The 12,288-nt window shown below is 58.6% G+C and carries 15 protein-coding genes; 8 read left to right on the plus strand and 7 right to left on the minus strand.

The genetic code is table 11. The features are described from left to right. Window positions 1–30: 30 nt before the first annotated feature. The 5 genes from BQ4888_RS00255 to BQ4888_RS00275 all read right to left on the minus strand — a co-directional run bounded on the left by BQ4888_RS00255 (window position 31) and on the right by BQ4888_RS00275 (window position 4,540). Window positions 31–588, minus strand: a complete 558-nt coding sequence (locus BQ4888_RS00255) for a PqiC family protein (protein ID WP_092052201.1) — start codon at window positions 586–588, stop codon at window positions 31–33. Continuing rightward, window positions 585–2,231: a PqiB family protein gene (locus tag BQ4888_RS00260; protein WP_092052203.1), complete on the minus strand. Its 1,647-nt coding sequence runs from the start codon at window positions 2,229–2,231 to the stop codon at window positions 585–587. The genes BQ4888_RS00255 and BQ4888_RS00260 overlap by 4 nt, the downstream gene beginning before the upstream one ends. Window positions 2,232–2,544: 313 nt before the next feature. Then, entirely contained in the window at window positions 2,545–2,781 is a 237-nt protein-coding gene (locus BQ4888_RS00265) for a DUF2281 domain-containing protein (RefSeq protein WP_170232751.1), read from the minus strand. Window positions 2,782–3,314: 533 nt separating this feature from the next. After that, window positions 3,315–3,941: a paraquat-inducible protein A gene (locus BQ4888_RS00270; protein ID WP_092052208.1), complete on the minus strand. Its 627-nt coding sequence runs from the start codon at window positions 3,939–3,941 to the stop codon at window positions 3,315–3,317. After that, window positions 3,941–4,540, minus strand: a complete 600-nt coding sequence (locus BQ4888_RS00275) for a paraquat-inducible protein A (protein WP_205747970.1) — start codon at window positions 4,538–4,540, stop codon at window positions 3,941–3,943. Before BQ4888_RS00275 ends, BQ4888_RS00270 begins: the two co-directional genes overlap by 1 nt. A 498-nt stretch (window positions 4,541–5,038) precedes the next feature. Between BQ4888_RS00275 and BQ4888_RS00280 the strand changes: the two genes are divergently transcribed. From BQ4888_RS00280 to BQ4888_RS00315, 8 genes are all read left to right on the plus strand, one after another. Beyond that, window positions 5,039–6,208: a Fic family protein gene (locus BQ4888_RS00280; RefSeq protein WP_092052212.1), complete on the plus strand. Its 1,170-nt coding sequence runs from the start codon at window positions 5,039–5,041 to the stop codon at window positions 6,206–6,208. A 348-nt stretch (window positions 6,209–6,556) separates the two neighbouring features. Next, a complete protein-coding gene (locus tag BQ4888_RS17930) occupies window positions 6,557–7,177 on the plus strand; it encodes a type IV pilin protein (RefSeq protein WP_092052214.1) in 621 nt (206 codons plus the stop codon). Window positions 7,178–7,276: 99 nt separating this feature from the next. Then, a complete protein-coding gene (locus BQ4888_RS00290; RefSeq protein ID WP_092052217.1) occupies window positions 7,277–8,023 on the plus strand; it encodes an ABC transporter ATP-binding protein in 747 nt (248 codons plus the stop codon). Next, entirely contained in the window at window positions 8,020–8,829 is an 810-nt protein-coding gene (locus BQ4888_RS00295; protein WP_092052219.1) for a hypothetical protein, read from the plus strand. The genes BQ4888_RS00290 and BQ4888_RS00295 overlap by 4 nt, the downstream gene beginning before the upstream one ends. Further along, the gene (locus tag BQ4888_RS00300; protein WP_092052221.1) at window positions 8,826–9,638 is read left to right on the plus strand and encodes a hypothetical protein; all 813 of its coding nucleotides are present in this window, start codon (window positions 8,826–8,828) and stop codon (window positions 9,636–9,638) included. Before BQ4888_RS00295 ends, BQ4888_RS00300 begins: the two co-directional genes overlap by 4 nt. 165 nt (window positions 9,639–9,803) lie before the next feature. Then, window positions 9,804–10,406, plus strand: a complete 603-nt coding sequence (locus tag BQ4888_RS17835; protein WP_092052223.1) for a type IV pilin protein — start codon at window positions 9,804–9,806, stop codon at window positions 10,404–10,406. Between the two features lie 331 nt (window positions 10,407–10,737). Then, the gene (locus tag BQ4888_RS00310) at window positions 10,738–10,971 is read left to right on the plus strand and encodes a hypothetical protein (RefSeq protein ID WP_140396573.1); all 234 of its coding nucleotides are present in this window, start codon (window positions 10,738–10,740) and stop codon (window positions 10,969–10,971) included. Continuing rightward, the gene (locus tag BQ4888_RS00315) at window positions 10,971–11,387 is read left to right on the plus strand and encodes a PIN domain-containing protein (protein WP_092052227.1); all 417 of its coding nucleotides are present in this window, start codon (window positions 10,971–10,973) and stop codon (window positions 11,385–11,387) included. Before BQ4888_RS00310 ends, BQ4888_RS00315 begins: the two co-directional genes overlap by 1 nt. Window positions 11,388–11,583: 196 nt before the next feature. On the opposite strand, the gene BQ4888_RS00320 is transcribed toward BQ4888_RS00315, so the two are convergent. Both BQ4888_RS00320 and BQ4888_RS00325 read right to left on the minus strand, forming a co-directional pair. Then, complete coding sequence (locus tag BQ4888_RS00320) at window positions 11,584–11,970, minus strand: type II toxin-antitoxin system VapC family toxin (RefSeq protein WP_092052230.1); 387 nt, start codon at window positions 11,968–11,970, stop codon at window positions 11,584–11,586. Beyond that, window positions 11,967–12,215, minus strand: coding sequence for a type II toxin-antitoxin system Phd/YefM family antitoxin (locus BQ4888_RS00325; RefSeq protein WP_092052233.1), 249 nt, complete (start codon window positions 12,213–12,215; stop codon window positions 11,967–11,969). The genes BQ4888_RS00320 and BQ4888_RS00325 overlap by 4 nt, the downstream gene beginning before the upstream one ends. Window positions 12,216–12,288 lie beyond the last annotated feature (73 nt).

Raw genomic sequence — 12,288 nt, forward strand, 5'->3', positions numbered from 1 at the left:
GGCCGCATTGCTTTTGTCACCCCTCACTCCTCACTCCTCACACCTCACTGAACCAACTATCTCCACCGCCAGCCGTTCCAACAATCGGTTCTGGGCGGCGACGAGGGTTTCGATGCTCTCTCCGGCTGGTTCGCTGTAGGCGGCGGTGCGGGTCAGGATCGGGGTGCCGTCGGCGGTGTTGAGGGTCCAGCGCGCGTGCAGATCGGCGGTGGCGCCGGGGCGGCCGTCGAAGCGGGTGACGGCGAGACGGATCTGTCGCTCGGGGGCAAAATCCCTTGGCCAGGGATGGGTTTCTACCCGCGCTCCGGTCGAGGCGAGATTCTCCCGCAACACGCCCCGCACCTGCCCTTCGAGGGGGGCGGCCCAGCGGTGCAGTTCCTGGATGTCGAGACGGTTTTCGCCAGTGCGCAGCATCAGCTGCGGGCGGTCGAGGGCTTCCGGAAACTCGCTCAGGGTCAGCCCCAGGGTCAAGGGGAGGGCGGTCCCCGGCGGGGCAAGGCCGGGGCTCAGGGTGTAGAAAGCGGCGGGCGGCGTGGTCGAACAGCCGAGCAGGCTGAGCAGCAGCAGATAACGAAGATAACGGATCATGGGGCGGTCCCTTTCTTGCCGCGCAGCAACGATTCGGGGTGACGTTCCAGGTAGTCGGTGAGGTCGCGGACGCCCCGCGCCGCCTTGGAAAACTCCTCCATCGCCTGGCGCGCGTCGCTGCTCAAGGGGGAGTCGGACCCGAAATTGGCCCGCAGCTCCTGCAAGGTGCGCTGCATCTCCTCGATGGCGGTCTTCGCCGCCGGCGCCAGTTCGCGGTCGAGATTGCCGGTGAGGTCTTTCAAGCCGTTCAGGGTGGTGTCGAAGGATTCAAGGGTGCCCGTCGCTGCCTTCAGGGTCTGGTCGAGGCTTGCCAGGTCCCGCTCCACCCCGGAAGCGATGCGGTCGAGGGGCAGGTCGTCGAGTTTTTTCAGAATCCGCGTCACCGTCCCGGAAAGTTCCTCGAAGGGGGTGGGGATGGTCGGGATGCGCGGATAGGGGTCGTCCTTGCCCGGCGTCGGGCGCGGCGCTTTGGCTTCGAGAGAGAGGGCGATGGCCAGCTGGCCGGTGAGCAGATTGGCCTGTTTGAGCTGAGCGGTCAGCCCTTTTTCGATCAGCTTCGGGGCGAGATCCTCGGGGTAGAGCTTGCCGTTGCCGGTGAGGCGGATGCGCTCCGGTTCCAGCTCGACCACCACGGGGATGCGGAACTCCATGCGCTGGGTGTCGAATTCAAGTTCGACGGAAACGACCTGGCCGACGCGGATGCCGCGAAACTCCACCGGGGCGCCGGGGGTGAGCCCGCGCACCGACTCGTTGAAGTAGAGCAGGTAGCGCTGCTTCAGGTGGTGAATCGGCTCCATCGAAGCGCGGCGGTTGGGGTAAAGGATGAACTGGCTGTTCTCCCCGGCGATCTCCCCGGCTTTGGCCGGGTCGGGGAGGGCGAAGGCGATACCGCCGGAGATGATGGTCAGTAGCGATTCGCTGTCGACCCGCAGACCGTTAGCGTCGAGGGCGAAATCGAAGCCGTCGGCGTTCCAGAAACGGGTACCGGCCCGCACCCGCTCGTGGTGCGGCGCCTCGATGAAGATGCCGAGTTCGATCTCCTCGCTGGTATTGCTCAAGTGGTAGCTGATGACCCGGCCGACCTGGATCTGCCGGTGATAGACGGGGGAGCCGACATCGAGGGAGCCGAGGCGCTTGGTCTTGAGGATGAACGTGCGCCCCGGCTGGTCGCCGGTGAGCGCCGGCGGGGTCTCCTGACCGATGAAATGGTCTGCGGGAGTCTCTCCCCGACCGGGGGCGAGGGCGATATAGGCGCCGGAGAAGAGGGTACCCAGCCCCGAGACCTCGCCGGCGGCGACCCGCGCCCGCACCACCCAGAACTGGGTGTCGTCGACCAGAAAGGGGGCGGCGCGGCGGTCCATGCGCGCCGAGACCAGCACATGGGTCAGATCCTCGTCCAGGCGCACCGCCTCGACCAGGCCGATATCCACATCCCGATAGCGGATCTTGGTCTTGCCCGCCTCCAGGCCGGTGGCCGAGTCGAAGCGGATGGTGATCACCGGCCCCCGGTCGTTCACCGCTTTCACCGCCAGCCAGGCGGCGATGACGGCGGCGACGATGGGGATGATCCAGATCAGCGACGGCATCCGGCGGTGCTTCACCACCACCTCGGCCGCTTGCTGTTGTTCGGTCGTTTCGGTCATGGGGTGTTTTATCCTTGAAAAGCTATTTGTGCGAGGCGGCGAACGTAAGGGCGCAGCATGCTGCGCCCCTACCTGCCGAATCAATGAATATTATTGTAGGGGCGACCCATGGGTCGCCCTGTTCCGTCCGCTTCCTCCGCCTCGATTCGGGCAGGGTGCGAATTTCACCAAAGGGTTTGAACCGGGGATCGCCGGATTTTTTCGTCTTTTGTGATAAGGGGGATGTCGTGATGAAGTGCCGAGGTGATTGACGATAGCTTTTCAGGTTCGGACAGAAGCCAGATCAGGGTATGGGTATCAAGGTAAATATCGCTCATTTTTCGTTGCCGCTGGTGAAGTTCTCCCACAGTTCTTTACGGAGATCCGAGATTTCCTGTTCTGAGATCTGAACGGAAAATCGACTCCAGAGATTTTTCAAGCTGCGGCGTTCGCTCTTCACCGTTTTTGTTTTTAGAAATTCAATAAAATCAATAATCTCAGATTTTTTTTCGGGTGGAAGGGCGCGCAGAGATTCAAGGATTTTTTTTTCTTCAGCAGATTGTCTGGCCATGAGAACCCCCTTGCTCGATTTGTAGACAAAATCTAGCATTTGTCCGAACACCTGTCAAAACAGACGGAGAGGCACATCTCTAATAATTACAGGGATGAATGGGATAAAATCCGGAAAGCCGGTTGTCGGGATCCGCGAACCGGCGAACGTAGGGGCGCAGCATGCTGCGCCCTTACCGGTCAAATCATCGAATATAATAGTAGGGGCGCATGGCATGCGCCCTGTTTCGCATACGTACCCCGCACCAATCGGGCGCAGCATGCTGCGCCCCTACCGTGGTCCGGGGGAACGTAGACAGGCCCTTCGGCTCCGCTCAGGGCACGGAAAAACTTTAATTATTACAGGGATGAAGGGGATGCAAGGGATAAAATCCGGAAAGACTTATCCCCTTCATCCCCTTTATCCCTGTTGAAATGCCTTTGCTTCGTGTCCCCCCCTCCCGACCTCCCCCCGCTGGGGGGAGGGGAAAGCCGACAACCGATCCATTTACATATCCCGCAGCAATCTGGCGCAGCATGCTGCGCCCCTACCGGTTAATCCGTTTCTTCCCCCATCCGATCCCAGATCAGGCGCGGATCGAAGGCCATGGCGGCGAACATGGTCAGGACCACTACCAGGGCGAAATGGGGGGCGGCGGGGCCGGCTTCGATGTTGGCCAGCGCTCCGAGTTTGACCAGGGCGACGAGGATCGTCACCACGTAGATGTCGACCATCGACCAGCGGCCGATGATTTCGGTCATGCGGTAGAGGCGGGTGCGTTCCGCGGGCCGCCAATGGCTGCGCCGTTGCACCGAAATCAGCAGGTAGGCGAGCACCAGCAGCTTGAGCAGGGGGACGAAGACGCTGGCGATGAAAATGATCAGGGCGATGGGCCAACTGCCCGAGGCGAAGAAATAGAGTACCCCGCTCATGATGGTGTCACTCTGCACCTTGCCGAGAAATCCGGTATGGGTCATCGGCAGCAGATTGGCGGGAAAGTAGAAGATTACCGCCGCCAATACCAGCGCCCAGCAGCGCGCCAGGCTGTCGGTCTTGCGCCCATGCACGCCGGCGCCGCAGCGCGGGCAGCGGTGCCCGGTGGCGGCAAGTTCGGCGACGGGGATCAGCCGGTTGCAGACATGGCAGGCGGCTAATCCGGCCTCTTTCGCGGTCAGCGCCATCAATGTTTCTCCAGCGCTTCCCAGACCAGGTGCGGATCGATGGCGGCGAAGGCGGCGGTGAGGACGACGATCAGTGCGCCGAAGGCATAGACCGCCACCCCCGGGACGATGGTCGCCATGCTCGCCAGTTTCACCAGCGACACGAGAATGCCGAGCATGAAGACCTCCATCATGCTCCAGGCCCGCACCCGCGCCATCACCCGCCAGACCGGCGCCAGCAGGCGCGGGCGGCGGCCCAGGCGCAGGGGGGCGAAAACATAGAGCAGGGCGCACAGCTCCACCAGCGGCAGCAGTAGGGTGGTCAGCGCCACCAGCGCCGCGACCAGATAGACCTCTTCCCGGTAGAGCTCGAAAATCCCCGTCGCCAGGGTCATCTGTCGGGTCAGCCCGGCTTTTTCGATGGCGAGAAAAGGGAAGGTGTTGGCGACGATGAAGAGGATCAGGCCGGTGAGGGCGAGGGCCAGGGTGCGGTCGAGGGGATTGCGCTTGTAGCGGTACAAAATCGCCCCGCAACGGGCGCAAAGCGCGACCCCGCCGGGGGGCAGGGGACGGACCTCGTGCAGCAGGTCGCAACAATGGCAGGCAATGCGTTTATCCAAAGGAAACTCCAGCGAAAGTCCGTTGCTTTATACTCTTTCGCTGGGGGGTAGTCAACGGCATGTGGCGGGAGGATGCGGGGTGTCAATGTTCCGGCAGACGTAGGGGCGCAGCATGCTGCGCCCTTACCGCGAAATGATGGGATTTTGGACGTAGGGGCGCATGGCATGCGCCCTGTTCCGTCTGCGTACCCCGTTCCAATCGGGCGCACATCGGTGCGCCCCTACCGTGCGGACGGTGTTTCATCGGGTTCGAATGGTAGGATGCGGTGACGCAGGAACCGCATCAATGGGGCGTGTTTATCACCACAGGGGCACAGAGGACACCGAGAAAGCTCTTTAACAGGGATAAAAAGGATGAAGGGGATAAGGACGTAGGGGCGCAGCATGCTGCGCCCTTACCGCTAATCCCCTTGATTAATCCACCCTGTTTCTTTATTTTAGGATATGCGTCAAAGTTAAAATAAAGCTGAATCTTATTTTAGGTTCGAGGCATTCAGGATGAAGCGAGAACTCCAAGGCAGATACGTGACCATCTCGACGGTGGGGGAGAAGGCCCGGGCCTTTGTGCCGGCGCCGCTGCCGCCGCGTCCGCCCATTGACTGGACGCCGGAGCTGCGCGGCAAGTTCGATCAGGCGCTGCTCGCCCTTGGGCGGCTGGACAGCGTCTCGACCCTGCTGCCGGACACCTCGCTCTTTCTCTACATGTATGTCCGCAAGGAGGCGGTGCTCTCCTCGATGATCGAGGGGACGCAATCGTCCCTGTCCGATCTGCTGCTGTTTGAGTTGGATCAGGTGCCCGGCGTGCCGCTGGATGACGTGCGGGAGGTTAGCAACTATGTCGCCGCCCTTGACCAGGGTCTGCGCCTGCTGAAAGAAGGGCTGCCGCTGTCCCTGCGGCTCTTCCGCGAGATTCATGGCGTACTGCTGACCAAGGGCCGGGGGAGCAACCAGACTCCGGGTGAGTTCCGGCGTAGTCAGAACTGGATCGGCGGCACCCGCCCGGGCAACGCGGCCTTCGTTCCGCCCCCCGCCGAAGAGGTTCCGGAGTGCATGAGCAAGCTCGAGCTTTTCCTCCATGACCAGCCGGAGCCGACGCCGGTGTTGCTCAAAGCGGCGCTGGCCCATGTGCAGTTCGAGACGATCCACCCGTTTCTCGATGGTAACGGCCGTCTGGGTCGGCTGCTGATCACGTTGCTGCTGTGCGAGCAGCGGGTTTTACGGAAGCCGATGCTCTACCTCAGCCTCTACTTCAAGACCCATCGTCAGTATTATTACGAGTTGTTGGGCAACGTGCGGCTGACCGGCGACTGGGAAGCCTGGCTCGATTTCTTCGCCGAGGCGGTGATCGTCACCGCCGGCCAAGCGGTGGAAACGGCCCAGCAGCTTCTCGACCTGTCGAACCGGGATCGCGACAAGATCAGCGGCCTCGGCCGGGCGGCGGCATCCACCCTGCAGGTCCACCGGGCGCTGATGGAACACCCCATCGCCACATCCAACTCGCTGGTGGAGAAGACCGGCATCACCCCGGCCACGGTCAATAAGGCCCTCGGCCATCTGGAGCAGCTTGGCATCGTCAAGGAACTGACCGCCCAGAAACGCAACCGCCTGTTCAGTTACGCGGCCTATATCGAAATCATGAATCGTGGCACGGAGCTTCCGGGCGGATAGATCGTCTCTCGCCCCAATCGGGCGCACATCGGTGCGATCCGGAAGCTGGTAGGATGCGGTGACGAAGGAACCGCATCGGTTCCCGTTCCGGTGACAATTATTGTCAAACCCCCTGCCGCAAAATGTTGAGAGTTTCTTACTTTTATCTGACAGGGGCGGATATATTTTTCTTAAGCGTTGAAATTCCGTAGGTTAATGCTATATCAAAAGGCAACGTCGCATTTGGCACGGCGATTGTATACAGACAAGTCATGCAAACCAATTCGAGATGAGCGACCCGGCAAGTGGACTGACCGGTCACCCTTTGGCGGCGCTCCCGTACTTCAACCCGTAAAAGGAGAAAAACACATGTTGAGTAAATTCAGAAAGTCTGAAAAAGGTTTCACCCTGATCGAGCTGCTGATCGTCGTCGCGATCATCGGCATCCTGGCGGCGATTGCTATTCCGCAGTTCGCCGCCTACCGAGTCCGGGGTTTCAACTCCTCGGCGCAAAGCGACGTGCGCAACCTTTCCACTTCGCAAGCTGCCTTCTTTTCTGACTGGCAGGCATTTGGCGGCACTATCGCTACTGCGGTTGCAAACCCCCTGGTTTTTGCCGCTTTTGGTGGTGGCAACGGGACCCCTTTGACAGGACCTACGGGTACTCTCAACACACCTAACCTTGTGCCTACTATAATCGCAACGGTGCAAGGTGGTAATCGTGGTATTCAGATTCCCCTGGGGAACAACGTCACGCTTGTTAGCAATACCCCTGCAGCTGCTGATCTAACAGCTTATTCGGGTGCTTCCAAGCACCTTAATGGCAATACTTACTACGCTGTTGATAGTGACTCTTCGGCTATTTTCTTTGTAGAAAATCCAGGTAGTGAAGGGACGCCCGTGGTTGCTGCCGACGCACCATGTACCCAAGGTAATGACGATTTTTCGGGTGTAGCCGGGCCTGGCAATATCAACTGGAACATCCGGTAATTGTTTGTCTTTATCTTTTAGTAAACAGGGCGCTGGCCATAAGGCTTGCGCCCTGTTTATTTCGACCGCACGATTTTTCTTATAGGATGGTCCGATTCTATGTCCGAAGGTGTTGTCTTTTCCGAGGTCTGGAAGACCTACGAACGTGAACTGGGCACGGTTTCGCAACCAGCCTTGCGCGGGGTATCTTTCTCGGTCCGGCATGGTGAAACGTTGGGCCTGATCGGGGCGAACGGGGCGGGGAAGAGTACCTGCATCCGTCTGCTCATGGACTTCATCCGACCCGATCGAGGAAGCATCACCCTGGACGGGCGGAGTCCAGCGGAAAGTGCGTTGCGTCACGACATCGGCTATCTCCCCGAGATCGCCAGTTTCCCTTCCAGCCTGACCATTCTCGACATGCTGCGCTTCGTCGGCGCGACCCACCGGTTGCCGAAAGCGACCATCGCCGAACAGTCCGAACGCTGGCTGCGCACTCTTGACTTGTGGGAAGCCCGCAAACGCCCGATCCGGACCTTCTCCAAGGGGATGCAGCAGCGGGCCAGTTTCGTGCTGGCGCTGGTGCATGATCCCTCCTTGCTCATCCTCGACGAACCGATGAGCGGCCTCGACCCCATCGGCCGGGCGAGCATCGGTAACTTGATCCACGATCTCAAGGGCCAGGGCAAGACAATACTTTTTTGCACCCACATTCTCGAAGACGTGGATCGGCTGGCGGATCGCCTGTTGATTCTGCACAAGGGGGAAAAACGTTTCGAGGGAACGTCGGCGGAACTGGCCGCGACCTTCAATGTTCCTAGCATTGTCGAGGGGTTCCTGAAAGCCATCGAGGTGAACGCGCCATGAATAATGCCCTGGGAAGAATTTCGGCGCTGGCCCGGCTGGTGCTGGTCGACGGCATGCGCCGTCATGCCCTGATGGGGCTGGTGCTTCTGGCCTTGGCGATCATCGTCAGCGGCCTTTTCTTTTTCGCCTTTGTCCCTCGCGACATCGGCCGGGTTTCGGTCGATTTCGTGGTGACTATTGGCTGGTGCGCCGGGATGGTCTTTCTGCTTTTTCACGCCGTGCAGGTGATGAGTTGGGGGGAAGATCGGCGGGTGATTCATACCCTGCTGGCTCATCCCCTGTCGCGTACCGATTACGTTCTCGGCGTCTTCGCCGGGCTTGCCGGCTTGCTGGTGTTGCTCAACGTTATCTTGGGGATCGCCGGTTTCGGCGTTCTCTACCTGATCAAATCCTGGGTGGGGGTGGCGTTTTTCGCCCGCCTGGGCGTCTGGGAATATCTGCTCTCCTGGTGGGGGGTGCTGAGCATCGAGGCGATGATCCTCGCCGTGATCGTACTCTTTTCGGGGATGATTCGTGGCGGCTTCACGGTGCTGCTGGTGACCCTTTCCTACTACCTCATCTGTAACGGCCTGCCGGTCGCCCTGGAATTTTTCAAGGGCGGCTCCGAGTTGGTTCAAAAAGCCCTCGTGGGCATGACTCTGGTCTTCCCCAACTTTTCCCGCTTCGATTACAAAGGGCTGGTGGTGGTCGCCAATCAGTGGCCCGCCGCCTCTTCCCTGCTGCTCAACCTGGCGTATGTCGTGCTCTATTGCGTGTTGACCCTGACGCTCGCGGCGGGGATCTACGGCCGTCGGGATCTCAAATGAAAAAGTTCGTATTTATCCTTTGCCTAGTCCTCTATCTGGCGGTCTGGGGGTTGCAGGAAGGCAAATCCAACTGGAACGATTTTTATCTGTCGCCCGCCGCCCCGGCCCCCGTGCTGAAAATCGCCAGCGGCTATGGCAGCCATTTGACGGGCTTCGCTTTGTTCGTCAAGGTGGCCATCTTCGCCGGTGGACCCCTGAAAGACGTCGATGAGCTGAGTTACGCCGAGAATCTGGCGCAAAATTTCGAGGTCATGACTGAGCTGTACCCGAAATTCATCGATCCCTATCACTATTGCCAGTCTTTTTTGGCTACTATTTCTCCCGAGTACGCCCAGCGGGCCAACGATATCCACGAACGTGCGGTCAAGGAACATCCGAATGAAATGTATTATCCGTTTTTTCAGGCCTTCAACTACTTTTATTATTTGAATGAACCGGTGAAGGCCGCCGAACTGTTTTATAAAATGGCCAAGTTGCCCGAAGCCCCGTCCTGGTTCGGCACTCTGGCCGGAAAACTGATGGGGCGCGGCGGCAACCTTCTCGCCGGTCGGGATATGCTGCAAGCCATGTTTGTGACCGAGCAGGATGAGTTCGTCAAAGACCGCTACCGGCGTGGCATCGATAATTTCAACCGAGCCATTGAGGTCCAGAAATCACTGGACCGCTACCGGGAACACCAAGGCCAGGATGCCGCTACCCTTGAGGAACTGGTTCCGGAATATCTTCCCATCTTGCCGAGCCTCGAAGACGATTACATTCTGGTATGGGAACCTCCGATGCTCCGTCTTAAAAACGCGCTGGACAAGTGAGCGGTTTGAGTCCCTTTCATCCCCTGCATCTCTGTAGTGCTTCAAATTCACCCCTTCGAAAAGCCCAGCTGTGGTTCCTTGCGTCACCGCATTCAACGACATTTTGACTGCCCGACCTGATCACCCAGAATCTGAATGCCTCCTTTACCGACCTGGAGTTTCCACATGCGGGTAAAATTCAGTAAATCCGAAGCAGGGTTCACGCTTGTTGAATTGCTGATTGTGGTCGCGATCATCGGCATTCTGGCGTCGATTGCCATTCCGCAACTTGCCAGCTATCGGGTTCGTAGTTTCAATGCCATGACGCATACCGATGTGCGTCACCTCTTGATGACACAGACTGCTTTTTTTATCGATTTCCAGGTCTATGGCGTCAGTGCGCAAGCGGCGAATCTGGCTGCCTTCGCTGGGTCCACCGGCGGCCCCGGCGCACGGGTCACAGGGCCGGCTGTCTTGGGGGCAATTCCAGGGATTACCGCTACGAATTTGGGTGGAAACGTCTGTGCAATGCCCCTTCGGCTCAGCAATAATGTATCTATGGTTGCCACTACGGCGGTCGGCAACCTCTCCGTTTTTACCGGGGTGGCAAAGCATCTCAATGGCGATACTTATTTCGGTGTGGATAGCAATACGACCACCACCTTTTTTGACCGGGTTTTGGGTTCTGAAAGCATTCCGCTTGCGGCAGGGATTGAACCGCCGGCCACGAATGGTGACGACTTTACCGGGGTCATCGGTCCGAGCGGTAACGCTTGGCGTGTGCGTTAGCTGTTTCATTTCTTTCATCCCCTACATCCATCTAGAGCTTGAAGTCCACCACTCCGAAATGCATAACGATGCGGTTCCTGCGTCACCGCATCCTACGATTTTTTGACAGGTTGTAATGAAAACGGCCCGGCTCTCATCTTGCGAGAGACCGGGCCGGTTCTATTTTGGCGGGGCAGGGGCGCAGCATGCTGCGCCCTTACAATCTCCGACCGTACGATTGTGGCGGGGTGGGACAGGGCGCATGCCACGCGCCCCTACGGCGGAAACCGGAATGGCGATAGTTCTCTTGTCGTGCTACACTATTTTCGTGTACCACGAAAGGAGTTTGACGATGGCGAATTTGACGATCACCGTGGATGATGAAGCCTTGAAGGCGGCAAGGATCAAGGCGCTGGCGCAAGGAACTTCGGTCAATGCTCTGCTGGGGGATTATCTCGCGGCCTATGCGGGGGTTCACAATCGGCACAAAGAGGCGGCGAGAAGGGTACTGCACCTCGCTGATCGCTGCCGGTCGCGGCGCGGGGAAGCGCGGTGGTCGCGGGATGAGCTGCACGAAAGGGGTTGATGATGCTGACCTTTTTCGATACCAACGTCCTCGTCTATCTGTTCGATACCGATTCCCCGGAAAAAGCCAACCGCGCCAGAGCCGTGTTTGGGGAGGCGGTCGAAGAGGGGCGTTTTGTCATCAGCACCCAGGTATTACAGGAGTTTTTCGTGACCGTAACGCGCAAACTTGCCGTTCCTCTATCGGTTGTCGATGCCGAGGAAGCGGTGCGCGGCTTTGCCGAACTGTCCGTGACGCCGGTGGATGTTCCGCAAGTCCTGGCGGCCATTGGGCGTTCCCGCACCATGCAAATATCTTTTTGGGATGCATTGATTATTGAAGCCGCGTTGTCGGTCGGCGCTACCCGCCTGTTGACGGAGGATTTGCAACACGGTTGTCGATTCGATGGCTTGCGGATTGAAAATCCTTTTCTTTGATGGCGTGAACTTGATGTAGCGACTTTATCCCCTTCATCCCCTTCATCCCTGAAAATCTTGAAGTTTTTCCAAAACGCTTAACGATGCGGTTCCTGCGTCACCGCATCCTACAATTTTTCAGCTGGTTGTCATGAAACCGGCCCGGCTCTCGTTTTCCGAGAGGCCGGGCCGGTTGTTTTTTACGGAGAGTGATCGTTTACCATTCGGTGCGAACCGGGTAGCGCGTGATCTGGCTGTCCGGTGTCAGAATAATCAGGCTGTTGGCGATGGCCTGGCAAATGAGAATGCGGTCGAACGGGTCTTTGTGATATTCCGGCAGGCGGGAAAGCTGTAGTACGGCGGGTTCATCCAGGGGCAGGGTTTCAATCTGATGGCGTTTTCGCCAGTTATGGACAAAATCGTGGGCCGGTTCGGGCAGGGGGAGCTTGCCTAACTTGTTCTTGACGATGATTTCCCAGGCAGAGGCCACGCTGAGGTAAACCTGATTCTCCGTGTTGGTGAAAAGCTGGCGGGCGTTTTGCGACAATTCGGGGGCATCGCTGATGAGCCACAAGAAGGCGCAGGTGTCGATCAGCAGGTTCAAGGGTTTTCACCCGCGAAAGAGCGCAACATTTCGTCGGGAAGTTCCTCGAAAAAACTTTCCGGTACGCTGAACAGACCTTTGGCGAGTCCAATCGGCCTGGGTTTGTGTAGAGCGGGGGAATGCAACGAACGGATTTCCGCGATCGGACGGTTCCTGCGGCAGAGGAGAATTTTTTCCCCCTTTTCCAGTTTGTCGAGATACCGTCCGAGCTTGTTGTTTGCTTCATCAATGGAAAGTTTCAGCATTTATGCCCCCTTTGCAGGTCTTGATGAGAATCTTAAGCTACCCGGTGGTTTCCGTCAAGTTGCGGGGCCAGGA

The organism is Desulfuromonas acetexigens, from assembly GCF_900111775.1.
Classification (GTDB): Bacteria; Desulfobacterota; Desulfuromonadia; order Desulfuromonadales; family Trichloromonadaceae; genus Trichloromonas; species Trichloromonas acetexigens.